Origin of the sequence: Methanocella paludicola SANAE (assembly GCF_000011005.1) — an archaeon.
GTDB classification, from domain to species: Archaea; Halobacteriota; Methanocellia; order Methanocellales; family Methanocellaceae; genus Methanocella; species Methanocella paludicola.
On sequence record NC_013665.1, the window covers coordinates 1,056,658 to 1,080,740 of the forward strand.

Annotated in this window: 25 protein-coding genes; 12 read left to right on the forward strand and 13 right to left on the reverse strand. The window is 55.3% G+C overall.

Annotation, left to right across the window (positions count from 1 at the left end; all coding sequences use genetic code 11):
- Nucleotides 1-3: 3 nt before the first annotated feature.
- The 9 genes from MCP_RS05380 to MCP_RS05420 all read left to right on the forward strand — a co-directional run bounded on the left by MCP_RS05380 (nucleotide 4) and on the right by MCP_RS05420 (nucleotide 9,743).
- Nucleotides 4-1,860, forward strand: coding sequence for a heavy metal translocating P-type ATPase (locus tag MCP_RS05380; RefSeq protein WP_012899808.1), 1,857 nt, complete (start codon nucleotides 4-6; stop codon nucleotides 1,858-1,860).
- 84 nt (nucleotides 1,861-1,944) lie between these two features.
- Nucleotides 1,945-2,781 carry an HAD family hydrolase gene (locus MCP_RS05385; protein ID WP_012899809.1) on the forward strand — a complete coding sequence of 279 codons (837 nt, stop codon included), beginning with the start codon at nucleotides 1,945-1,947 and terminating at the stop codon, nucleotides 2,779-2,781.
- 44 nt (nucleotides 2,782-2,825) lie between these two features.
- On the forward strand, nucleotides 2,826-4,430 hold the full coding sequence (gene atwA / locus MCP_RS05390) for a methyl coenzyme M reductase system, component A2 (RefSeq protein ID WP_012899810.1): 1,605 nt from the start codon (nucleotides 2,826-2,828) through the stop codon (nucleotides 4,428-4,430).
- Nucleotides 4,431-4,532: 102 nt separating this feature from the next.
- Complete coding sequence (locus tag MCP_RS05395; RefSeq protein WP_012899811.1) at nucleotides 4,533-6,083, forward strand: methyl-coenzyme M reductase-associated protein Mmp3; 1,551 nt, start codon at nucleotides 4,533-4,535, stop codon at nucleotides 6,081-6,083.
- A gap of 1 nt (nucleotide 6,084) precedes the next feature.
- Nucleotides 6,085-6,534, forward strand: coding sequence for a methanogenesis marker 6 protein (locus tag MCP_RS05400; RefSeq protein WP_012899812.1), 450 nt, complete (start codon nucleotides 6,085-6,087; stop codon nucleotides 6,532-6,534).
- Complete coding sequence (locus tag MCP_RS05405) at nucleotides 6,531-6,986, forward strand: methanogenesis marker 5 protein (protein ID WP_012899813.1); 456 nt, start codon at nucleotides 6,531-6,533, stop codon at nucleotides 6,984-6,986. The genes MCP_RS05400 and MCP_RS05405 overlap by 4 nt, the downstream gene beginning before the upstream one ends.
- A complete protein-coding gene (locus MCP_RS05410; protein WP_012899814.1) occupies nucleotides 6,983-8,224 on the forward strand; it encodes a methanogenesis marker 15 protein in 1,242 nt (413 codons plus the stop codon). Before MCP_RS05405 ends, MCP_RS05410 begins: the two co-directional genes overlap by 4 nt.
- Nucleotides 8,221-8,820, forward strand: coding sequence for a methanogenesis marker 17 protein (locus MCP_RS05415; protein WP_128859944.1), 600 nt, complete (start codon nucleotides 8,221-8,223; stop codon nucleotides 8,818-8,820). The genes MCP_RS05410 and MCP_RS05415 overlap by 4 nt, the downstream gene beginning before the upstream one ends.
- 2 nt (nucleotides 8,821-8,822) lie before the next feature.
- Nucleotides 8,823-9,743 carry a methanogenesis marker 7 protein gene (locus MCP_RS05420; protein ID WP_012899816.1) on the forward strand — a complete coding sequence of 307 codons (921 nt, stop codon included), beginning with the start codon at nucleotides 8,823-8,825 and terminating at the stop codon, nucleotides 9,741-9,743.
- Between the two features lie 5 nt (nucleotides 9,744-9,748).
- On the opposite strand, the gene MCP_RS05425 is transcribed toward MCP_RS05420, so the two are convergent.
- From MCP_RS05425 to MCP_RS05435, 3 genes are read right to left on the reverse strand one after another with little or no spacing between them, the layout of a single operon-like run.
- Nucleotides 9,749-10,375: a hypothetical protein gene (locus MCP_RS05425; RefSeq protein ID WP_012899817.1), complete on the reverse strand. Its 627-nt coding sequence runs from the start codon at nucleotides 10,373-10,375 to the stop codon at nucleotides 9,749-9,751.
- 58 nt (nucleotides 10,376-10,433) lie between these two features.
- Nucleotides 10,434-10,850 carry a hypothetical protein gene (locus tag MCP_RS05430; protein ID WP_012899818.1) on the reverse strand — a complete coding sequence of 139 codons (417 nt, stop codon included), beginning with the start codon at nucleotides 10,848-10,850 and terminating at the stop codon, nucleotides 10,434-10,436.
- A 40-nt stretch (nucleotides 10,851-10,890) separates the two neighbouring features.
- Nucleotides 10,891-12,222: a cytochrome c biogenesis protein CcdA gene (locus tag MCP_RS05435; RefSeq protein WP_158301448.1), complete on the reverse strand. Its 1,332-nt coding sequence runs from the start codon at nucleotides 12,220-12,222 to the stop codon at nucleotides 10,891-10,893.
- A gap of 179 nt (nucleotides 12,223-12,401) precedes the next feature.
- On the opposite strand from MCP_RS05435, the gene MCP_RS05440 reads away from it, so the two are divergent.
- A complete protein-coding gene (locus MCP_RS05440; RefSeq protein ID WP_231845171.1) occupies nucleotides 12,402-12,884 on the forward strand; it encodes a carboxymuconolactone decarboxylase family protein in 483 nt (160 codons plus the stop codon).
- Here MCP_RS05440 and MCP_RS05445 read toward each other — a convergent pair.
- A complete protein-coding gene (locus MCP_RS05445; RefSeq protein WP_012899821.1) occupies nucleotides 12,881-13,909 on the reverse strand; it encodes a sirohydrochlorin chelatase in 1,029 nt (342 codons plus the stop codon). The genes MCP_RS05440 and MCP_RS05445 overlap by 4 nt on opposite strands.
- Before the next feature lie 111 nt (nucleotides 13,910-14,020).
- On the opposite strand from MCP_RS05445, the gene MCP_RS16150 reads away from it, so the two are divergent.
- Nucleotides 14,021-14,155, forward strand: a complete 135-nt coding sequence (locus tag MCP_RS16150) for a hypothetical protein (RefSeq protein WP_269446005.1) — start codon at nucleotides 14,021-14,023, stop codon at nucleotides 14,153-14,155.
- Between the two features lie 109 nt (nucleotides 14,156-14,264).
- Here MCP_RS16150 and nikR (MCP_RS05450) read toward each other — a convergent pair whose 3' ends face one another.
- Nucleotides 14,265-14,687, reverse strand: a complete 423-nt coding sequence (gene nikR, locus MCP_RS05450; protein ID WP_012899823.1) for a nickel-responsive transcriptional regulator NikR — start codon at nucleotides 14,685-14,687, stop codon at nucleotides 14,265-14,267.
- A gap of 222 nt (nucleotides 14,688-14,909) precedes the next feature.
- Here nikR (MCP_RS05450) and MCP_RS05455 point away from each other — a divergent pair, with 222 nt between their 5' ends.
- Nucleotides 14,910-15,656, forward strand: coding sequence for a P-loop NTPase (locus tag MCP_RS05455; protein WP_012899824.1), 747 nt, complete (start codon nucleotides 14,910-14,912; stop codon nucleotides 15,654-15,656).
- A 6-nt stretch (nucleotides 15,657-15,662) separates the two neighbouring features.
- On the opposite strand, the gene nikR (MCP_RS05460) is transcribed toward MCP_RS05455, so the two are convergent.
- The 8 genes from nikR (MCP_RS05460) to MCP_RS05495 form a co-directional block, all read right to left on the reverse strand.
- A complete protein-coding gene (gene nikR, locus MCP_RS05460; protein ID WP_012899825.1) occupies nucleotides 15,663-16,082 on the reverse strand; it encodes a nickel-responsive transcriptional regulator NikR in 420 nt (139 codons plus the stop codon).
- Between the two features lie 517 nt (nucleotides 16,083-16,599).
- Entirely contained in the window at nucleotides 16,600-17,400 is an 801-nt protein-coding gene (locus tag MCP_RS05465; RefSeq protein ID WP_128859945.1) for an ABC transporter ATP-binding protein, read from the reverse strand.
- The gene (locus MCP_RS05470; protein ID WP_012899827.1) at nucleotides 17,391-18,452 is read right to left on the reverse strand and encodes a FecCD family ABC transporter permease; all 1,062 of its coding nucleotides are present in this window, start codon (nucleotides 18,450-18,452) and stop codon (nucleotides 17,391-17,393) included. Before MCP_RS05470 ends, MCP_RS05465 begins: the two co-directional genes overlap by 10 nt.
- Before the next feature lie 12 nt (nucleotides 18,453-18,464).
- The gene (locus MCP_RS05475) at nucleotides 18,465-19,547 is read right to left on the reverse strand and encodes an ABC transporter substrate-binding protein (protein WP_012899828.1); all 1,083 of its coding nucleotides are present in this window, start codon (nucleotides 19,545-19,547) and stop codon (nucleotides 18,465-18,467) included.
- 1,248 nt (nucleotides 19,548-20,795) lie between these two features.
- A complete protein-coding gene (locus tag MCP_RS05480; protein WP_012899829.1) occupies nucleotides 20,796-21,809 on the reverse strand; it encodes a metal ABC transporter substrate-binding protein in 1,014 nt (337 codons plus the stop codon).
- A 207-nt stretch (nucleotides 21,810-22,016) separates the two neighbouring features.
- Nucleotides 22,017-22,847 (reverse strand): metal ABC transporter permease, encoded by an 831-nt coding sequence (locus MCP_RS05485; protein ID WP_012899830.1) that lies wholly within the window; start codon nucleotides 22,845-22,847, stop codon nucleotides 22,017-22,019.
- A complete protein-coding gene (locus tag MCP_RS05490) occupies nucleotides 22,848-23,591 on the reverse strand; it encodes a metal ABC transporter ATP-binding protein (RefSeq protein WP_012899831.1) in 744 nt (247 codons plus the stop codon).
- Complete coding sequence (locus MCP_RS05495; protein WP_012899832.1) at nucleotides 23,588-24,028, reverse strand: formylmethanofuran dehydrogenase subunit E family protein; 441 nt, start codon at nucleotides 24,026-24,028, stop codon at nucleotides 23,588-23,590. The genes MCP_RS05490 and MCP_RS05495 overlap by 4 nt, the downstream gene beginning before the upstream one ends.
- Nucleotides 24,029-24,083: the final 55 nt, after the last annotated feature.

The window sequence follows — 24,083 nt, forward strand, 5'->3', positions numbered from 1 at the left end:
CTTATGGCTTTCAACCTTAAGAAGTTTTACCGGAAGAATTCAAAGCTCATCATCACGGTAGCCTCGGGTATCTTGCTTATCCTGGCTTTTATTGCTGGCGAGCTGAAGTACACGGACGTCAGTAATGCCCTGTGGATACTGGCCGCCATAGTGGGCGGCTACGAGATCGCTAAAAGCGCCATCACGCAGCTACGGTATAAAGTGCTGGGTATCCAGGCGCTCGTCACTATCGCTGCAATCGGGGCCATCCTCATCGGCGAATACTGGGAAGCTGCCGTCGTGGTGTTCTTGTTCACGTTCGGCGGTTACCTCGAAGCACTGACGATCGACCGGACCAGGAACGCCTTACGGGCCATTATGAGCCTAACGCCTGTAACGGCGTCCGTAAGAAGGGACGGCGACATCGTCGTTGTCCCGCCCGAAGAAGTGAAGCCTGGCGAAGTGGTCGTTATCAAGCCTGGCGAGAAAATACCTGTGGACGGCAGGGTAATTAAGGGCGAAGCCCAGGTCAATCAGGCCTCCATCACAGGCGAGTCTGTGCCTGTTGGAAAGAGCCCCGGCGACCACGTGTTCAGCGGCACAGTCAACGAGGTCGGGCTCATCGACGTTGAAACAGAGCGGAGCGGCGAGGATACCACCCTTGCCCGGATCATCGCTCTCGTCGAGGAGGCCCAGGAGCAGCGGGCGCCCACGCAGCAGCTCATCGAGCGCTTCGCCAAGTATTATACCCCTGCTATCATCGTTCTTTCGATCATCGTCTTTCTCTGGACAAGGGACCCGCTGGTCTCGCTGACCCTTCTGGTCATCTCGTGTCCGGGCGCCCTCGTGATCTCAACACCCATTGCGGTCGTATCGGGAATTGGCAACGCGGCCGGCCACGGTGTCCTCATCAAGGGCGGGGCCCACCTCGAAAAAGCCGGGCGTATGAGCATCGTGGCCCTGGATAAGACAGGCACGCTTACGAAGGGCGAGCTCGAAGTAGTAAACGTAAAGGCATTCTTGGGCACCCCCGAGGAAGCCATCTTCAAGGCCGCAATCGCCGAGAAGATGTCCGAGCACCACCTGGGCAGGGCCATCCTGAAAAAAGTGCCTGCAGGAGTCGCCATCCCTGACCCGTCGGATTTCAAGGTACTGCCCGGCAAAGGAGTCATCGCGACGGACGGCGGCAGGAAGCTCGTCGTAGGTAACCGAAGGCTCCTAGCCGATAACCAGTTCAGCCTCTCGCCGGAAGAGGAGGCATATGTTAGAGCCGAAGAGGAAAAAGGCAGCACCGCCATATTTCTCATCGAGGACAGCCGCCTGATCGCGGTCATATCGCTGGCCGACATGGTCCGGGAAGAGGCTAAAGAGCTAGTTGCAGGCCTAAAAAAGGCCGGCATAAAGAAAGTCGTCATGCTCACGGGAGATAACGAGCGCACGGCAAAGGCCATCGCCACACGCCTCGGCATCGACGAGTACCGGGCCGAGCTACTACCCGAAAACAAGGTCGAAGCCATCAAAGAGCTAAAGAAGGAGGGCGTGGTGGCCATGGTGGGCGACGGCATCAACGATGCCCCGGCCATGGCGGCCGCGGACATAGGCATAGCCATGGGAGCGGCAGGAACGGACGTCGCCATAGAAACGGCGGACATCGCGCTCATGTCCGACAGCCTGGACCGCATAGCCTACTCGGTAGGCCTCAGCCGCAAGACCCTGGGCGTCATCATGCAAAACACGGCGTTCTCCGTGCTGGTCGTCCTGCTCCTCGTCTTCGGCGTGCTGCTCAAGACGGTCGTACTGGCATCGGGCATGTTCATACACGAGGCCAGCATATTCATCGTAATACTCAACGGCATGCGGCTACTCAGGTACAAGGGCTAAAAAAATTAACAATGTTAACTCGAACATTCCCGCCTGCTAGACAGGTTTTATTAACCATGAAGTAATATTATTTTGTTCAGAGAAATGAGGACTGCCATCGTATTTGACAGCGCCGGGACGCTGCTTAAGGTGTATCGCGTAGCCCGTGACGTGAGCTATGGGTGTATCATCGAGAACGTAGTCTCGACCAACATGATCAGCAAGGGCCGCGGCTGCGCGCTCATCGCCCTCCGGGCCGACTCGGTCGATTTCCTGGACGGTGCCGACCCGGGCATGAAGATCTCCGACTACATGGCCCATGCCGACATGGGCTTCGATATCATCTGCCGTGGGCTGAAGTGCACGCACGACCGGATAAGCGATGCGATCGCGAAGGACAGCGGGGCCACCATGGGCGACCTGAAACAAGCGATAGAGGCGGTTAAGCTTAAGTGTAAAGATATATATTATTTGAATATAGGGCTTGTCGTGGACGTGCCTAACGGCACGATACCCTACGTGCTCGCCACTGGCGGCCGCTTATTCCCTGGCGTTAAGGGCATGGTCCGAAGGCTCATGGCATCGGGCGCTGACATTTATATCGCTTCCGGGGATAATCGCCGGTCCCTGTCGACGCTCGCCATGGACCTGGGCATTCCGGAGGGCAATGTCTTTGATGCCGTGTCGCCCGAAGGCAAGAAGGAAGTCGTCGAAAGCCTTAAAAAGCGGTACGGCCGGGTCATCATGGCCGGCGACGGCGTGAACGATTACCTGGCACTCCAGGCCGCAGATACGGGCATCCTTTCCCTGCAGCAGGAGGGAATGAGGCCCGACCTGCTATTCGAGGCAAGCGACGTCATCGTCGACGATATTCTCGAAGTCGAGAGCGTCGTTGCGGAAAGTTTACATACGAGCAACCAAAGAGAAGAACCGGAAAAATGAGGACAGCGAATTTACATTCATCATTCAATGCGGAGGGACAGTAATTGACGGTATTTATCGAAGTCAAGGACCTAAACGTGAAATACGGGGACAAGCACGTCCTTAAGAACGTGAACTTGACTATTGAAGAGGGAGAGACAGTCGGCATCATCGGAAGGAGCGGTGCCGGAAAGACGATCCTGTTACATGTGATCAGGGGCCTCGACGAGGACATCCCCGCCTCGGGCAAGGTCGTTTTCCATACCGCCCGGTGCGAATCCTGTAACTTTGTGACCCCTCCCTCCGGGACCGGCAAGCCCTGCCCCAAATGCGGCGGCGCTATGAACGCGTGGGCCGTGGACATTCTCGATGCCGACGACGACGCAAAAAGGCTCATTTCCCGCAGGGTAGCCATCATGATCCAGCGTACTTTTGCACTGTACGGTGACGATTCCGTCATCGAGAACGTCATGAAGGCGCTGAACGACATCAACTATCCTCAGGCTAATCTCATCAACAGGGCAGCCGACCTCCTGGACCAGGTCAAGCTGTCCCACCGCATGATGCACATCGCCCGGGACCTGTCGGGGGGCGAAAAGCAGCGCGCCGTGCTGGCAAGGCAGCTCGCGAAGGAGCCCATGATGCTCCTGGCCGACGAGCCTACGGGCACGCTCGACCCGAAGACCGCCAAGATCGTGCACCAGGGCATCAAGCAGGCAGCACAGGATTACAACATGACCGTGCTTATCACGTCGCACTTCCACGACGTCATCGAGGACCTGGCGACCAGGGCCGTGCTCCTGGAGGACGGCGAGATCAAGATGGTCGGCAAGCCTGAAGCGGTCATCGCCGAGTTCATGAAGTCCCAGAAGGCCGTCGAGAAGAAGGAGTACAAGGTGGGCGAGCCCATCATCCGGATCGAGAACCTCCAGAAGATCTATTTCTCGGTCGACCGTGGCGTCATAAAAGCGGTTAATAACTTATCGTTCGATGTAAAGGAAGGCGAGGTCTTCGGCATTGTGGGCGTAAGCGGCGCAGGAAAGACGTCGCTCGCCAACATCATCACGGGCAACCTCGAGGAGGCTAATGGCGTTGTCGAGGTACGCATCGGGGACGACTGGATCAACATGCTCGAGCCCGGGTACTACGCAAGAGGCAGGGCGAAGCAGTATATAGGCCTGCTCCACCAGGAGTACGACCTGTACCCGCACCGCACCGTCGTGGACAACCTGACCGACGCCATCGGCCTGGACTTTCCCGCTGAGCTGGCCGAGCGTAAGGCCGTCCACACGCTCCAGATCGCCGGGTTCAACGAGCAGACAAGCCATGAAGTGCTGCCCAAATATCCGCACGAGCTCTCCGAAGGCGAAAGGCACCGGGTCGCGCTGGCCCAGGTACTCATCAGGGAGCCCCGGGTGGTCGTCCTGGACGAGCCCACGGGCACCATGGACCCATTCACCAAGAGGGACGTCGCCAACTCCATCCTCTCCTCGAGGGAGGAGATCAACGAGACCTTCATGATCGTCTCGCACGACATGGAGTTCGTGCGCATGGTGTGCGACCGGGTCATGCTCATGAGGGCGGGCAAGATCGTAGCTATCGGCGACGTGGATACCGTACTCGAAAAGGTTACGGAGCAGGAACGCGAGATCATGGCCAAGGGGCCATGATAATTATTTTTTAACGGCTTGCGCCGGCCAGTTTTCCTTTATATTAGGGCGCGGCATAGAAAGTATATCACATATAAGTGAAAAAAAGAGTTGAGAGGCAGAGTGAGCGTATTGGACAGGGCTAATGAACCGATCACGGTCCAGGTCAACGAGAAGAATGTATCGCTGCCCTATGGCTCGACGATAGCGGATGCGCTGTCAGCCGCCGGATACCTCCATATGGAGAATACGGTCATCGGCATCGTGGCCGGCAGGGAAGAGACACGCAAGGAAGTGGCCACCGAGTTCCGCGTGTTCACCTCGAAGGGCGAGATCAAGATCGAGCTCACCGGCGATTCCATGAAGAAGGCGTGGCTGGATAGCTACGGCCGCCTTGCAGGCCAAAAAGCCCGCTGGACGACGGGCCAGGCCATCGCGTTCGGCCCCATATCCTCGAGCATCGAGGCCGCAAAAGGCGAAGCGGAGTACTCCCGCTGGGACGTTAGCTTCGGCACCGGGGGCTATGACGCGAAGAACACTTATTTCATCATCTCTAAAACTGACCATTCCTCGGACTACGGCGCGAGGGACGGCGGCGTGCTCGGGCGTGTGGTCTCGGGACGCAACATCCTGGCCAGCCTGGGCAACGACGACGTCATCAACAGCATCGAGCCGGTCATCAGGCTCGAATCGTTCGCCAATAAGATACTGACCGCCGAAACGGCGGTAAAGCTGGAGGATGGCATGGAGATCTACACGCAGGTGGAGATCGAGATGCTGCCGAAGGCCAAGGACGGCTCCGAGCACTTCTACGCGGCCGTAAAGAAGGGCTTTTTCAAGGTCGACTTCGCCGCCAGCTCGTTCATCTCTACGAACACCATGCTGGGCGAGCTCTGCCCGTACGAGAACTTTGCGGCCAGGAGCGAAGGCACCGTGAGCGTCCGGACGTCCGGAAAGGGCCGGGGACGCGTCTACATATCCAAGCAGGATATGACCTCTAACATTTATCATTCCATCGTGGGCCGCATCGTCCACGGCCTCGAGCTGGTAAGGATGGCCGAGCCCGGCCAGAAAGTCGCCATAAAGACGGTACCCATGCGGATGAGCATGCTGGGCTATGACTTCGTGAAGGCGGGCCGGATACTTGACGGCGCCGGCATCAAGTACGAGAAGGCTGGCTACCTGGGCGAGGACGCGGTCATCGTCGACCAGTCTCCCAGGACGACCATGGAGATCGTATCGACCGGCGCAGTGAAGCTTACTGCCATCCCGAGGAGCAACCTCATCGAGATCCAGCTATACGATGACGCGGCGCCCAACACGAGCGAGTACTTCCGGAAGGCGTCGGGCCTCAAGGAGAACCACGTGGGAGCGCTCCCCGTATACTTCAAGTATGAGGAGACAATGCTGTTCAAGGGCAAGCCCGTCGCCGTCGGCGACCTCATCCCGGAGAACAAGCCTGAGGGGGGCACGACGGTAAAGGCCGGAGAGATCGGCCTGACGAACACGGCCTCGAAGCATGAGGGCCTTATCGGCGTCCGGTTCAGCGATAACGACAAGTTCGGGCCCACCGGCGAAAAATACGACGCCACCAACATCGCCGGCCGTATCGTCAACCTGGAAAAGCTGAAGAAGATAAAAGAAAAAGATGTTGTCTATTTCATCGAGGTGTGATATGCCCGAAGATAAAATTACTAAGATGGTGGTCATTTCGGATACCGAGCTGCCCTCGGATATGGCGATCAACGCTTACAAGGTCTCGAGCGATGTCACCATCAAGGAGACCTGCTACGGGCTGATGGTGACCGGAACGCGGGGCGAGGTCGATAAGGTCGTTAACGAGGTCAGGAAGCTGAACCCCACGAAGATCTTCGTCAAGGAGCGAGGGTTCCCTCCGGGCGATGAGCGGCGTTGCCGCGCGAACCGAGGCGGAGGCCCTAGGCCGGGGTTCCACCAGCTCAAGAACGAGATCGACATGCTTCCCGACATCGGAAAGGGCCTGATCCTTGTCGACAGGGGAAGCAAACCCCTGGACCTGCCCGAGGCAAAGAACATTCCCGTTGACAAATTCAAGCAAATTATCGCTGAGGAAGCCGAAAAATTAGGAGGAAAGTCACAGTCATGAAAATATTCATCTACCCCGCGAACAGCCTGATCCTGTCGGACCTGGTGGAGAGGTTCGGCCACGAGCCGCTGGCCCTGATGAAGGAGATCCGCAAGAAGGTCACCGACCCTGGCCTGGACTCGCCGCCTATGAACATGACGCCCGACGACGCCAAGAAGGGGCTGAAGTACGCGGCCATCGAGATACCGTCCGGAGTGCGGGGCCGGATGTCGCTCATGGACCCGCTGATAGAGGAGGCGCAGGCGGCCATCATCGTCGAGGATGCCGACTACATGTTCGGGTGCATGGGCTGCGCCCGTACCAACGAGCTCATCAAGTATACGATAAGGAGCAAGGGCGTTCCGGTGCTCGAGCTTAAATACCCGAAGAACGAGAACGAGGCCAAGAATTTCGTGCTATTAGTGAAGGAGTTCCTGGATAAGCTTGTCATTAAGGTGGAGGCGCCGCAATGAGGAAGATCCGTATCGCCCACCTTACCTGCGGCTCGGAATATAGTGGCGTGGAGCATGAGATCGAGGAGGCCGCCGAGCAGGTTAACGCACAGATCGTCTACCCCGAGGTGGACATCACTAACATCAAGGAGTCTGCCGATAAGTTCGGCCTCCAGGTGGCCAGCCCGGACCTGCGCCTGATGATCGCGAGGGCGCAGAGCATCGTGAAGGGCGATACCAAAGCCGACGCCGTGTTCATCACGTCGTGCTTCCGGTGCGCCGAAGGCGCCATCACACGTAATGCCGTCCGTAACTACATTCAGTCGAAGGCCCACTTACCAGTAATTAGCTATTCGTTCACAGAGCGTACCACTCACGAGACGCTACTGACCAGGATGGAAGCGCTGTCGACCACAGCGCTGCGGCGCAGCTTACTGGCCCGGGAAGAGCAGGTCGGCCTCACGGCCGGCATCGACTCCGGGTCGAGCACCACGAAGGCCGTCATCATGCGTGATAACAATATCATCGGCACGGGCTGGGTCAAGACCACGGACGTGCTCAAGAGCGCCGATGACGCTTACACGAAGGCTCTGGAAATGGCGGGCGTTAAGCGGGAAGAGATCGGCGGCCTGGGCACTACCGGCTATGGCAGGTTCCTCATCGGCAAGCACAATAGCGCGGACCTCATCCAGGAAGAATTAACGGTCAACTCGAAGGGCGCCGTATACCTGGCGAAGAAGCAGAAGGGCCCGGCCACCGTCATCGACATCGGTGGCATGGACAACAAGGCCATCGCCGTCATGGACGGCATTCCCGGCAGCTTCACCATGGGCGGCATCTGTGCCGGAGCATCGGGCAGGTTCCTCGAGCAGTCGGCTAACCGTCTCGGCGTGGATATATCGGACCTCGGCGAGCTGGCCATTAAGGGCAATCACTACAATGTCAACATGAACAGCTACTGTATCGTTTTCGGCACGCAGAGCCTGGTCAACTCGCTCTCGATGGGCAAATTAAGGGAAGACGTCGCCGCTGCGGCCTGTTACAGCGTCGCCGAGCAGGTCTTCGAGCAGCAGCTCCAGGAGATCGAGGTAAAGAAGCCCGTCATCATGGTGGGCGGCTCTTCGCTGAACATCGGGCTGGTAAAAGCGATGAGCGACCTGCTGAAGGTGGACGTCGTCGTTCCCCCGTACTCGCAGTACATCGGCGCCGTAGGCGCCGCGCTGCTGGTGTCGGGGCTGCGGGAGGAAATTAAGAAATGAACGACCTGGTTATGGAGCCTCTCGAGGTCTTCACGGTCGATTCCGAGGACCTGGAGGGCGCCGAGAAGTACAAGGAGGTCATCTCCGACATTCTTATGGACTTGAACCTCGTGCGGGCTATCGGCCGGCTTAAGGTTTACGTCGACCCGAAGGCGCCAGTGTTTATCATCGTGGGCCTGTTCCGTCCCGGGCTGGCCAGGCTTACCCTGGGCGACGTGGCTGACATATCCAGCGTCAACGAGGGCCTGCTCGTCTCCGTTAGGGAAGAGCAGTACTCCTCCAAAGCCATCGGCAGGCTATGGTCGAAATACGGCAGGGAGAACATCATCCAGACCGACCGGGCGGCGGTCATCGTCCCCGTGAAGGGCGACTTCGCGAAGCAGATGGACGACGTATCCGCGATCACCGTGTACGACCCGCAGGAAGAGCTAAAGAAGAACGTCATTGACGCGCTGCTCCGCATCACGCCCGAGGGCTTCCGCGTCAGGAAACATTTCATCGACCAGCACATGCTCGCCTTCATCGCGTCCGAGGACCCCATCAAGCCCGAGTGGCTTGAGATCTGCAGGAAATTAAGGAGTAGCATAGGAGCCTGAAAATGGAGCCATTTATCTGGACCGGCGGCTTGTACAAGCACGAGGAGTTCGAAGAGCTAGTCGAAGACATGGGCGGCTATATCCTTCAGAAGAACATCCTTCAGTCGGACGTCATCATGGTCATCCTGGTCCCTAACGCCGATATTCCCGTTATCGAGGCCAAGAACCGCGAGCTGCTCGGCAAGCTCGTTAAGGCGCCTCTCGCGGGAGCGGAAGTGGCCGTCATTACGCCGACACTGGCCTACCAGCACCTGCCACACCTTGCATGCGATGTCGCAGAGTACCTCCGGCGCGCTGGCTCCAAGACCAACATGATCGGGCTGGCACGGGGAGTCGGCAAGCGCGTGGCGCAGCTCACCGCCAAGGAGATCGACCTCATCAACGAGCACGACGCCGCATTATTCTTATACGGCAACTTCAAGCACTGCATCATCGAGAAGACCAAATTGTTCAGGGACATCGAGGTGCCCATCGTGGTCACCGGCGGCCCTGAGCTAAAGACGAGCGAAGTGCCGGGCTGCGAGGCCTACATCAGCGGCCTTGGCCGCATGATGCACCGCCTCAGGCAGAAGGAGGAGACGGAGAGCATGGACCGTATCGTGAACGCCATCGGCAAGGTGCTGGACGAGCGCCGCTCCGAGCTCGATAAGGACCAGCTTAGCGTCAGCCCGCCCCGCCTTAAGGCGGAGATCGAGAAGCAGGTCCCGGATATTCAGGACGTCATATCCCCGACGCCCGTCACGCTGAACCTGAACGGTGCCCGCATCAAGCTGTCCTACAACGATTACCGGGACGTTATCGCCAATATCCGGTTCGATGAGGGCGTGTACCTGCGTGAGGTATGTGAAATTAAGCCTTCCCGGATGAAGGACTTCATACTTCTGCGTATTAAGCCAAAGTCCGAGACAGGCTTCGTCATTTAAAATTTTTACGCCTTTTTCCCTCTAGTGTATATTCCCACGATAGCGAGGCTGCCGATAATTATGAATGGCAACAGCGTCGAAAAGCACCCGAACCCTCTGGTCGCTGTCGCAGATGAGGCAGGCGTCACGGTCGGAGCGATCGTCCCCACGAGCTGCAGGTCGTAGGTCGCATTACCGAGCAACAAGTCCGGGTTCGTTCCCTGGAACACATGGACCTTAGCGAGCACAGCGTCCTTAGGTATGGGTATCTCATTCCACCTTATGTCAGACTTCGAGTGCGGCTGCACCTCGACGCCCGAGTACTCGTCCATGTTCGGGTTAAACTTATAGACGCGTCCCTGAGTGTCTATAAGCTCATACTGGATATTCCCGACCTGCATCTGGTCGCCGGTATTCTCGTACTGGTAGACGAGGTGTGCCCATTTCGTATCCTGGGGAGCCTTCGACGGGTAGATGTTGCCCATGTACTTATCGGTGACGTTGACCTGGATCAGGTGTATGACAATATTTGAATGATAACGCTGGAAGTCCTTATCAAGCAGGTATGTCTCGTCGGCGAGGGCCGGGGTCGCTACCGTTAGCATCGCCACAAGCAGCGCTAGTAAGAGTATGCACCATAAGCGTCCGGACATGATTGAATAATTATGGTCTGAAAATTTATACTTTTTTCTATTATAACGTTTATATGGATTATTTCATTGAGATGTAAGCGAAAGCTGCGGAGATGATGATGGTAATGATGCCGATGGCGATAAGTATCCAGCCGCCCGACGTGTCATCGTCCATCCGGGCCACCTCACGGTCCTTATCCTGGAGCGCAAAGCGCCTCGACCACAGCTCATGCGGGAGCATCATGGTGCGCCCGATCGACGGGGAGCGGGCCTTAACGAAGAACTCGAGGAACGCGCCGAACGTCAGGACGATCATGCCCATGAAGAAAAGGATGTCACCCGTGGTGCGGAAGAATGACGAAGCCTGAAATATGCCAGTGCCGCCGGCCAGGCCAGTATAGACGCCGACGATAAACGCTAAGATCAGGCCCACGCCCAGTATCGCCGCAATATAAAATGCGATCAAAAAAAGCCAGGGACCATATTTTTGCTTCATATATGAAAAAGTAACCTATGATATGGTAAAAGCTTTCCGATTATATGATGTTGAGCACGAACGCCGCCGCGAGAAGGGCGAGGATCGCTCCGTTCAGGGCGTGGAGGAGAACCGCGTGTTGGGCCCTGAGCTTTTCCATCCGTTCCGTACCGAAGCCCAGTGCCAGCAGCAGCCCCAGCGCCAGTACGGGCAGGATAACCCCGATGTCAAAGACCAGCAGGTAGACCACGCCCTCCAGTATCTCTTTAGACAGAATGATCTTGCTCAGGATGGCGAGGTAAATGCCGCCGGCACAGGGCATTTTGATCATGCCGAACAGGCCTCCCAGAAGGAAGCTTCCTGCAAGGCGATATTTCGTATACAGGGGCTTGACCGACGCTATCAGGCCCCTGGTGGCAGAACCCACCGCTTTTCCTGTATACCTCTGATAAGCATTATAGAACGCATAGGTAGCAAGCGCAAGAAGAATGCCAATAACGGCATATTCCAGGTAACCGGCGATCGACGGGATGATGCTGACGGCCTCGAACAGGCCGGCACCGATGACCAAGTATACGGCCAGGATGCCCAGGCAAAATACGGCCACGTTCAGTATTATGTCGAGCTTATTTCCGGTCGCCGAGGCCACTTCGGCCGCTATGAAGATCAGGATGGCTATGATACAGGGATTGAAGCCCGCCACCAGCCCCGCGATTAAAAGCGTGAGGAGGTCAAAGCTGTATGATCCCGGGACCATGTCTTCGGGCAGGAGCACGACGTGGGCCCCGCCGGAGTCCATATACGATATCTTCGGGCTCTGTGTCCGGTCAAGGCCGCTTACCGTGGCGTTATACGCGAGGCTGACGCTGCCGCCGGCCGGTATCGTCCCTTCCCACTTCGCGTTCCCGGAGGTGACGTTAATGCCGTTGTCCTCCCCGTCGGAAAAGCTCAAGAATACCGACTCGTTACCCTCATTTCTTATCATATTCGCCACGTTGATCAGGGTCGCGTTGGACGGGTCTCTCACCATCGTACGGTCGATGATAACAGGCACCGTATAGTCAGAAGCGTCACGGATCTTCTGCAATATCAGGTTATAGGCGACGCCCGAGTCCCCGCCGAACTCGTCCGGCCCTACGACCGTATTTCCATTGATGATCATCGACGGCACGCCCTTCAGGTGATATCGCTCAAAGTATTCCAGCCCCTCCCGGGAATTATCGATGTATTCCACGTAATTGACCTTGATCGAAGAGCTGTTGTTGAGGTACGAGAGCGCCTGCGCTGTCACCGGCCTGGCCCGCTCGCAGGCGACGCACCCGTGGCTGTATATCAATACGACATCTACCGTATCCGGGCCGGTAACACCCTGTGCGACACTCTGTGAACTCACCGGAAAAACGCTACAGAACGTCAGAGCGCTTAACAATAAAATAACTGGCAAAGCATTACTCAACGTTCCCCGCCGAAACATAGTTTTTACCCCGACAAAACAATAGACTAGAGCATTCTGATAATCTATAAATACTGTGGGTACGCATACTACTTCAATCCTTAGCCCGGACGTGATCCATGATGAAGTTCGAGAACACGATCAAGAGCTTGTTCGGCAAGGAGCCGGACGAGGCCGTCAAGGAGCTCCTGAAAAACATCGAGGAAGACTATGGCGAAGTGCCTTTCATCCTCCAGTCAATGAGCGACAAGCCTAACGTCCTGCTGCCCAAGATCATCTACGACGATGCCGTCCTCCGGAGCCCCGACCATCTGGACGAGAAGACCGTCGAGCTCATCACGATCGGCGTCGCCACCGCTCTGAAGTGCGACCACTGCCTGAACATGCACCTGCGTGTTGCGGACCGTAAGGGCATATCCGATGAGGAGGTTTTCGAGGCTATTTTGATCGGCAGCGCTCTCTCGAGCACGGCCGTCATGGCCCAGGCCATGCGTGTCTACGAGAAGCATAAAAAAGAGTTTAAGTCCAAAGACGATGCTGAGGTCGAGTGCGAGGGCTGTATCGCCTACGAGAACCACAACGGCAAGCACAACTCCGACTAATTATTTGATATGGATAAGCCACCCTTTTCCAGCGCCTCGTACACCTTATCGGCTATTATGGCGGCGAAGTCCGCCGATACGAGGGCCATGTTCGGGTATGCATAAGTCATCTTGATCCCGGGGTGTGACTCCTGGAGCTTAAATACTGCATCCGGTATGTCCACGAGCGTGTGGGAGCTGCGGTCGCAGAATCCCGTTCCGCCGATAAAGAGTATCTTCTTCGCCCCATCCTGCAGTGCCTTATCCACGGCCTCTTCCAGCGTGGGCGAGGCGAACTCCAGGTTACCGGCCCGGAAGTTATCGTAGCCGCCCTTTTCCCTGATGAGCTTTTCCAGCTTCATGGTATCGAATGACAGCGGGTCGTTCTCTTCAGTCCTGGGCCACCTCCGGACCATCTCCGACCACTCTTCGATGTGCTTCTCCGCTTTGCCCATCCCGAATTCGCCTGAGCTAAGATATTCAATGGGTATGTCGCCGTGGGCGATCATGACTACGCCGAAGTCGTCCCTCATAGTGGCGGCCGCATGCGGCACGGAAGGATGAGCCTGCCTGCCGAGGGCCGAATCGATGCGTTTAACGAACAGCTCTGCCATTTTATCGAACGGTATGCCCGGGCGGGCATAAACGAGCTCAAGGCCGGGATGGCTATGGGCCACTTCTTTAAGTATGGCCGGTACATCCAGCAGGCTATGAGAGCTGCGCATCATGATGCCGGGCGAGTTGACGAGAACGACCTTCCTGACGCCCTGACCTTCCAGCCTTATGACGGCCTCCTCGATCGTGGGGCTGGAGAACTCCATATAGCCGACCTCGAAATGCTTAAAGCCGCCGGCATCACGGACGGCGTCGGCCAGCGTATGCATGTCGCACGAATAAGGGTCGTCGGGCTTCCGCGGAAGGCCCCGCGTCCTATCGCTCAGCTTCTCCAGCATGCCCTCAATGAAGTCGAACATCAGCTTTTGTTTCTCTTTAAAATCGAAGGGAAAATCTCCGTGCTGGACTAGTATTATGCCCGTATCATCCACAGTAACACCAACATATGACTTAGCAACTAATTGGTGTTATAATTTATTTAATAAGTAATAAAAGTTGGTAGAAAATGAAAATTTAAAAAAAGATCATTTATGCACATGCTTATGCTTGTGCTTATGCTCATGCTCATGAGCATGCTCTTCCCCTGCATGCTCGTGCCCATGGGCATGTTGGTGAACGTGCTCATGCTCGTGTTCCCCGGCTTCAGACGGGACATGAGCGTGCTCATGCTTTATTAACTCCTCTTCCTCTTTTTTACCGTGCTTATGCTCGTGACCTTTTTCATCATGCATTTAGACCACGATTAATTATATAATAATATATTATATAATAAATCTTCGTACTGGCCTAGAGCTCGGCGCCCGGAGTGATGGTGGTGAGCTTGACGTGCTTCACGCCCTTCAGGGACATCATCTTTTCAGCAAAGGCCTTGATATCCTTTGCATCGCCCCGGAGCGTCAGGATCTCGAGGCAGTTGTGCTCATCGATATGGACGTGGACCGAGGACTGCGTGAGCTCGCTGTTATCGTGCTGTATATCAATGATATTGTTAACCAGGCCGCGCTGGTCGTGGTCGTAGAGGAGCGAAACGATGCCTATCCGGTCGCCCTGGACTTCGCTCATCCACTCGTAGTTCAGAATGTAGTTCCGGATCGCGTCCCGGATGCCTTCGGAGCGGGATGAGTAGCCTCTCTTGGTGATGATCTCGTCGAACCTTCCCAGGAGATTTTCCGGTAACGATACGCCGATACGCATTAGTTCCTGTTCCATTTGATTCACGCTCTATATATAATATTTAACTTTAAGATAATATTACGTATGACATAAAATACCTTTTGATTTTTATACGACCTCTGCTATGAAGTATATGTATTCAAATTTCTATCTTTTTTAACTTTAATGTATTACAAATTTAATATATATGAAGATAAAGTATTAAAATTAGTAAAATATTTATGCTAAAGTAACATTTAAAAAATTTGGAGCTTTTATATGAAGATCGCAGTTTGTGGAAAGGGCGGATCCGGCAAGAGCACGATCTCGGCCCTGCTCGCCAGGGCTATGGCAGCCCGTGGTCACAATGTCCTCGTGGTCGACCTCGACGAGTCCAATTACGGGTTGCACAGGCAGCTTGGGATGGAGGCCCCGGCAGACTTTATCGGCTACTTTGGAGGCAAGGAAGCGGCAACGAAAAAGATCGTCGAGTATTACCAGGACCGGACGAAAGAGCCGTTCGATATGAAATGGTCCATCGCCACGCTCCCCTCCGGATACGTCGTCGTAAAGTGTGGGATCAGACTCCTGTCCATAGGCAAGATCCACGACTTCGGCGAAGGCTGTGCCTGCACGATGGGCTCGCTCTCCGAGCTGCTCTTCAAGAATCTGGTGCTAGATGAGAACGATGTCGTCATCGCGGACACCGAGGCCGGGGTTGAGCACCTGGGCCGCGGCATCGAGGCCGGCTTCGACCACATCATGGTCGTAGTGGACCCCTCCTACGAGTCGCTCCGGCTCTCGCGCAAGATCGAGGCCATGGTCGGAAATAACGGGGCGAAGGTGCACTTCGTGCTGAATAAGATGGACGAGGAAATACAAAAACTGGTGCTCGGCTGGTTCGAGGGCAAAAGCGTGGCCGCCGTGATCCCGGAAGATAGGGGATTGTTCCGGGCGACGCTCGAAGGGCGGGAGCTGGATATGGAAATTCCCGCGATCCGGTGTCTGGCCGATTCATTATATTGATTTTTTTTAAATTTCCGCTTCGGGCAGGATAGTCGTGAGCTTGACGTGCTTCACGCACTTGTTCGCCATCAGCTTTTCGGTGAAAGCCCTTATGCTTCCCCCTTCACCGCGCACGATGATAACGTCCATGCAATTATCTTTATCGAGATATTTGTGGATCGTCGTCAGTATCAGGCCGGAATTGTCATGCCGCACCTGCATCAGACTGCTGACAAGCTTACGCTTATCCTGGTTATACAGGATCGAGATGATGCCGATGCGATCCCCCCGGACTTTGCTCATCCATTTCTCGTACTGTATATAATCCCTTATGGCATCACGAATGCCTTCGGACCTGGAGGAATACCCCCGCTGTGCGATGACTTCGTCGAAACGGCCCATGAGTCGGCCTGGTACCGATATGCCTATGCGCGCTAGATCCTGCATCGTCGGCCTTCCTTTTGTAAAATTTATATCTGCTTTTATCTTTTGGAATAGATTGTCATGCCGATAAAATATCGGCGCAAGTAGATCCGTCCGATACGAGGTGAATATATATGGGTAATTTTCTGATGCATTTTGATATTTAAGTGGTCATCATTGCTCGATCACTTGCGCCGATATTACATTTATCTATTATAGTATTACTTAGTAATATATTTTACTATTTTTCTCATATAAAGCAAATATCTTTTTAAAATATCGGGCCTATTTTACGCTTAATATTAATTAGGTACTAGTTAAGGTACATTCGAAAAGTATAACAACTCTTGTGCCGAATTCATTTGAATAAGTGTCCTACGTATTACGATTAAGATTTTTATTCACAACAGAAAATATATATCCCCTCTCCCTATATGTTTATTTTGAGAAAGGAGGTAACCGCTTATGTGCGCCACCTGCGCCAAGCACAACCCGAAGAAAACTCCCAAGAAGTAAATGATTATTTATTAACTGTTCTTTTTTATTTTACGTACGGTAGGATAACCTTTTTATTATCGTGCTCGATGATCTCGACGTCCACTCCATAGGCTGCCCGGATGTTCTCCGCCGTCATCACATCCCGCGACAGACCCGCGGCGATGACGTTACTTTTGTGCCCGTCCAGCTTTGCCATGAGGACGACCTCATCCGCGTACATGAGGGCATGGTTGGGGTCGTGCAGGGTCATGATGACGGTCATGCCTTTTTCCCGGGCCAGGCCCGTGACCATGGAGAGGACCCCCATCTGGTTTTTCAGGTCCAGGAACGTCGTGGGCTCGTCGAGCAAGAGGAACTCCGGCCCCTGCGCCAGCGCCCGGGCGATCATGACGAGCTGGCGCTCGCCGCCGCTGATCGTAGTATAGGACTTTTCGGCCAGGTGAGAAATTCCCAGCGTCTTCAGGATTCCCAGGGATATTTCCATGTCCTTTGCGGAAGGTGTCGAGAAAGCCCCGATATACGGCGCGCGGCCGGTCATGACCACGTCGAGCACCGAGAACGGGAAGGAGGACCGGTGCGCCTGGGGGACGCTGCCCATTTTCTTTGACAGATCCACCGGCCGCATCTCGACGATATTTTTTCCGTCAAGAAATACAATGCCGCTGTCCGGGTCGAGGTTGCGGCTGATGATCTTCAGGAGCGTGGTCTTGCCGCACCCGTTCGGCCCCAAAAAAGCCACGACTGATCCCTTTTTTATCGAGACGCCGATACCTTCCAGGACCCGGAGGTCGTCGTAGGACTTGCCGACGCCTTCGATGCGAATGCCTTCTCCGGTCATTCCCATCCGCCTACCTTCGCCCGGCGCAGGATAAATATAAAGAATGGCGCGCCGATGAGCGTCGTGAAGATGCTGACCGGGATCTCGAAGCCGAAAGCCGCCCGGGCGGCGTCGTCCACGATGACGAGGAAGGCCGCCCCGAAGGTGAACGACAGCGGAATGAGGAGCCGGTGGTCCGGCCCGATCACCATGCGGACCATGTGCGGCACGATAAGGCCGACCAGGGATATGATCCCTGCGATGGCGACAGAGGCCGACGCCACGAGCGAGGCCGCGACGATGAAGGCCACCTTGTACAATTCCGTATTCATGCCCACGGACCGGGCCTCTTCGTCCCCCAGGGCTAGCACATTCAGCCTCCAGCGCAGCAGGATAATCACGGCACACCCGGCCACGATGAGGTACCAGGCCTCGCCGAGCTTCGACCAGGTGGAGGCGTTGAAGCTGCCCATGATCCAGAGCACGATGCTCTGCAGCGCCTTCTCGTTGGTCTGGATCTGGATGATGCCCAGGAGCGCCGTGAAGACGGCCGAGGTGATGACGCCCGAGAGCACGAGCGATATCACGGGAGTCTCGCCCTTCGTGCGGGCCATTAGATAAGCCAGCCCGATGGCGATCAGGCTAAAGACGAAGGCGGCGGGCTCCAGCGGCAGCGCCGGCAAAACAGCGATGGACAGCGCCGCCCCGAACGCCGCTCCGGACGACAGGCCCAGGATGTAAGGATCGACGAGCGGGTTCTTGAAAATGCCCTGGAACGCGGCGCCCGAGATCGCGAGCGCCCCGCCGACCAGCATGGCCGTCAATATCCGGGGCAGACGCACGTCGAAGATCACGCTATAGTACATGCCCGGGTAGTCGCCGCCCCCGAAGAGCCGGGAAGCGATGACGCCCAGCGTATCGTTGAAGGAAAGGCCGAAATTGCCGATAAAAAGGGATACGACGAAAGCCGGCAGCGGCGAAATGAAAAATAAAAAAGCGGCGATGGATTTCCATGCCCAGGGGGTATTAACGGGCAGCTTCGCTGCCGTTAACGCCTCCGCGACACTGTTTTTTGCCATCGCCCGTTCACCCTAAGCCTTCGCGTAGCCGGGATAATGCACGCCGTAGACCGAGACGAAGAAGGCGTCGTATTCCTTATTCAGGTCCAGCGAGGCGAATTTGTCCGGGTTGATGTTCTTAGCGATCTTCATCACAACGAGGGGCAGCCTCGAGGTCATGGAGTCGTCCAGGAACGGGTTGTCCAGCTCGTAGACGCGGCCGTTCTTGACGGCGTTGATGTTCCTCCACGCCTTGTAGTCCTCGCCGGTCATGATGTCCTTCGGGTCGAGGTTCGGGTTGTACCACATGTAGATGACGTCCGGGTTCAGCGCCTGGATGGCCTCCATGGTCAGCACCGGGTGCTCGTCGTACTTCGTGTCGTTGTTCCACTTGCTGACGACGTTCACGCCGCCCGCCGCATTGATCATGTCGTTAGTGGAGCTGTGCAGGCCGGCCGTACCGTAGACGTCGCCCCACATCCAGTACACCGTGGGCTTCTCGTTCTCGGGTATCGCCGAGGTGACGTCCGTGACCTTCTTCATGGTCGCGTTCATCGTGTCCAGGACCTCCTGGCCGCGCTTCTCGTTGCCGACGATCTTCGCAAAGTCGCGGTGCTGTTCGTAGATGTCGCTGAAGTTCCTCAGGAAGACGCCGTAGACGGGCACGTGCAGGGTCTCCTCGATGGCCTTCGTGTCCTTGTCGTCCCAGTCCGCGGACCAGAGCACGACCAGGTCCGGATTCGCCTTCGCCAGCGCCTCCAGGTCTACCGCCCCGTTGACGTAGCCGACCTTCTGGGTCGCATTATAGTTCGAGTCAACGGCGCGGAAGAAGTCCTCCTTATACTGGGGCATCCAGATGTCGCCGATACCCGAGATATCGTCGGCCCCGCCGACCGCGTACATCGTGTTCATCGCGTTCTCGACCAGGAAGACCACACGCTTGGCTGGGTAGGGCACCGTGAGAGTCTTACCCCGGTCGTCGATGACCGTGATGGTCTTCTGGGCCTGCGTCGTCGGCGTGGCCGTCGCGCCAGTGTTCGTGGTCGTACAGCCCGCCGCAATGATAGAAATGACGACGATGGCAAGTATCGCTACTATCATTAATTTTGATTTCATGTTAACCTCCCTATTCTTATTAACAATTTTAAATTATGACGATTTTTTTAATATTTTTTTATTGATTTGTGTTACTTTAGAATATATTTATAGATTTTGTTCACACAAATTAATCTCATAATAAAATTTATTATTAATAAATATAGGTATTTTTTACACTTACACCCTGAAAAATTAGCATATGTCCCTTTTAATTGGCACAGAGAATATTTACAGGCTGCTTAAAATTATGATTTAAAAAGTCAAAATTAAAGTAATACTTTTAAGAAACAATGCGGCTGGTAACGACGTGTAAAAGCCAGGGAACGTTTAGATAAATCATCTCTCATATGAGGGCTTTCTGCGAGCTGCCATATCATTCAGTTAGTGGTCGTGACGTCGTGGCCGAGCCGGGACAGCAGGCGCGCCAAGTACACGGTCCCAGATTCCACGTCCAGGATACGTATTTAATCCTCAACTAACCAGGGCTTCAGCTCGTCCGCATACCCGACGGGTCGGTGATCCGGCGGTCATTGTATTTACTGTCAATATCCTCGTAATGCTTGACCACGCTTGACCCTCATCTTGCCAGCTTTTTTAATCTCCGTCGATCTCGGGTACCGAGATGAGCTTCATCTAATACTCGGATAAATGGTAATATTTATTACAATTATAGTAAATTATATTAACTAGTAACAACATTATAAAATTTTGTAATACCATTGGGGCGGGGCGCAAGATTGATAACGATCAATACCCTCCTCCGGGTACAGGGACAGATCCGAAAAATGCGATGTATGACTTAAATAAAATACTAGCCTCCAAAAATTGAATCTTGCGCTCCCACAATATTCCGCTTCCATGGTTCCTCTTATCATTTCATTTTTTTCGTTTCCGGTGGCCTGATCGTGCTCCTTACGGTAAAAAATTATCGAAAAAAATAATAATTAAGGTGATCAATTGCCGCTATGCGGCTTTCTTCACGGGCTGCGCCGCTTTCGCTTCGGGCGCCTTCTTCTCCTCGACTTTCTTTACAGCGGCTTTCTTCTTGTTCAGCTATTTCACCTCCCTGCACCGGCTACTTTCGTGAGTATGATACGCAGGAATTAAAATAAGAGGCTGCAGCGCAATGCCTGCAGAATCGGATAGTCTTCATGGTCAAGCACAAGCCCTGCTTAATCATACGATAATTAATTTTCGTGTTACTAATTGATATAATTTTCTATAAACGTAATAAATATGGGGCTTCGTTAGAAGCCCCATGATATTCTATTTCTTCCTGGCGAATACCGCCAGCGCAATGCCGATGAGCACTCCTGCGGCAATGACCTCTACTCCGAGGGGCGACGCCGCGGGAGTCGCCGTCGCGGCCGTGGTGGCAGTCGGCGCAGGCTTGGCCTGGAGGACGAGCTGCTTATTATACTCGAGCACATCCGCCATCGTGGCCGTATTCGGGACTGAGCCCGGGAAGTTCGTGAAGATCACGCGCTTTACGTTGATGCCCTTGTCGTGCATCGCTTCCTCGACGCCTTTGGCCAGCTCCGTCGACTGCATGTTCTCGATGATGTACTCGACGCCCTTGTACTTGTCCGGGTTGGCGTTGATGTCGTCGACGAGCTTGGCGGGCGTCTTCGTGCCATTCATTGCGAACTCGGGCGCAAAGAAGTTCACGACGTCCATGCCGAGCCAGTTCTTGGCGGGGTCTTGCTGCCACAGCATGACGATGACTTTCGTCCTGTTGAGCTGGGCCTTCTCTGCCGCCGTGGGCTCGACCGCGTCGAAGAGCTTCACGTAATCGTTATAGCGCTGCTCATAATATGACGTGTTGGCCGGGTCCTTCTCCACGAGCCAGCCCTTCACTTCTGCGGCCAGAAGCTTAGCGTTTGTCGGCGTGTTCCAGCCCCTCGACGGGTTCGAAATCGTCTTCCACGTTACGTTGCCGTAGCCGTTAGCGTTCATAAAATTGTTGACCGCGGGCATGTTATACTGCTTATCGTTGCTGTCGTTATACGCGACGAACATGTCCGCCTTCGCGATGAAATCCTTGTTGAGCTGAATCCTGTTCGGGATGATGTCGGTCTGTAGATGGGGGCACATCGCCGGGTCGGCGATCGATATGGCTTCGACCCGGTCACCCCCGATGTACGTCACCGGGTCCATGAGGACGCTCGTCGTACAGACGACTTTAATCTTCCCCGTATCCTGCGCTGCGCACGAGGGCGCCAATAAAAAGATCGCAAGAATGGCTATCAATATTATGTAGTATGACCGATTGGTAAGCATATAAGATACTAAGTGTTAAGAACTATTTAAGTCTTATTACTAATTATTATAAAATTTATATTTGTAATACCGCAGAGTATCGGTCCGATCGAGCTCTTGCTGGGTTGAATATATCTTAGGTTTCATGCGTCTCCACGGACTTACGCCTCTTCGCGGGCTTTGACCGGGCGGGCGACCGGATGGACTGATTCAACACAGCAGCCCCCGCTAATGCATGCGAGTTGACACCCTTCTTTTGAAGGACAGCACGACCGATATCGCAAAGACGCCCGTCAGCAGCAGGGCGACGAGGGGGGCGATCGGCAGCGTGAACTCGAAGCCGGCCCAGACGCCGGCAATGCTGACGATGAGCGATACCAGCGGCGCCACCACGAACATGCTCTTTACGTTAAAGCAGAACTGGCTGGCGATGGCCGCGGGCGTCACGAGCCAGACGAATATGAGCAGCCCGCCCACGATGTTCAGGCTCAGCGCTACGGAGAGGGCGATGATGAAGAGCAGGATGTAATAGACGACCTTCACGCGAATGCCCGAGGCCTCCGCGATCTTCATGTTAAACATGATGGCCGCGATCTCTTTATAAAAGACCAGGACGAAGATGACCGTGAGCGCCGAGATCGCCGCGAGGGCATAGATCTCCTCCCTGAAGAGCGAGATGACGTCCCCGAAAAGCAGGGCGCTGGCGGACAGCCCCTTGCCCATATACTGCATGTACGATATCAGGAAGATGGCGACCGCCATGGACATGGCGAAGAGCACGCCGAGCGTCGCATCGGCGGCCATCTTCGCCTTATCGCTCACGGGGCCGATGAGGGCGGCCACGATGACGCTGACCACGATGGCCGCGAGCTGTGAGCTCACCTCGATGAACATGCCCAGCGCCGCCCCCGCGAACGCCGCGTGGGACATGGTAAAGCCCATGGACGACAGGTTCATGCGGGATATGATGACGCCGAGGATGCTGCAGGCCACGGACGCGAAGACCATTGCCTCGACCGCATGGCAGACCACGTTGTTGGGTATGAGCGGCTCCAGCATTCAGCCCACCACGCACGCCCTGCGCACGGCGCCTTCCACGTCGCCGGAATTGCACACCATGTCGGCCGATATCCTGCCCTCGCTCATGATCACCAGGCGCACCTTCACGTCCGGGAGCCCGTCGAACGCGTGCGATACCATGACGACCGGCGTGCCCTTCTTCACGATGTCCTTCAGGACGCCCTGGAAATACTCGCGGGCCCGGAAGTCCAGGTTGCTGAAAGGCTCGTCCAGCAGCATGATATCCGGTTCCTTGGCGATGTTGTGGGCGATCATCGCTTTCTGCTGCTGGCCACCGCTCAGTGTGCCGATCGGCTTGCTAACGAGGTCTTCAATGCCGGCCATCCGGATCGCCTTATCCGCGGCACGATGGTCGGCTTCAGACGGCCTGTTAAAAAAGCCCAGGCGTCCGTAGCGGCCCATCATCACGACCTGCCCGACTGTGAAGGGCGTGAACGGGTCGAAGTAGAAGTTCTGGATCACGTAGCCTACCTTTTTTCTCACGTCATTGCCAGAGCGACGCACGTCCAGCCCGCACACCATGGCATAGCCGTGCGTGATCCGGACCAGCCCGTTGATGGACTCGAGGAGCGTCGTCTTGCCGGCGCCGTTGGGGCCGCCGATGACGACGAACTCGCCCTGCCCGACGCTCAGCGAAAGGTCCTTGATGACGGGCTTATCGCCGCCCTCATAGGCCGTGTAGATGCCCTTCAGCTCGATGACGCTCAAATCCCCGTCCCTCAATTCGAGCTTACCGTAAAGAGCTCCGTATCGTCCATGCGGTACATGTCCGCGGCCAGGTCCTCGATCAGTTCGTTGTAATGGTGATCGTCCCGGGGCGGGAACTTGATGGACTTCAGCCTCATGACAAGCTTTTTCCCGTCGCTCTTGAACTCGCACCTGATCTCGTCGCTCACGACGATCTCGATGTTCCTCTTGCCCAGCGTGCAGCCGCTGCCGATCTGGACGCCGTCCGCCAGGCACGACTGCGGGGGCTTGCCCGCGCAGTAGACGACGGCGCTCATCTTGAACGGGTCGTTGCAGAAATAGCGCCTTACGTATTTGCCCATCCGGTAGCCGAGAACGATGTAGGGGCCCAGGTGGCCGTGGAACGCCGCCAGGTCCTCGATCGAATAGTCCTTTTCCAGGCCTGTATATACACATCCTCCGGTATCATGCATGCAGGAAAATTCATATTATTAGCGCTTAAAACTTGTGTTATTAATATGAAATAAT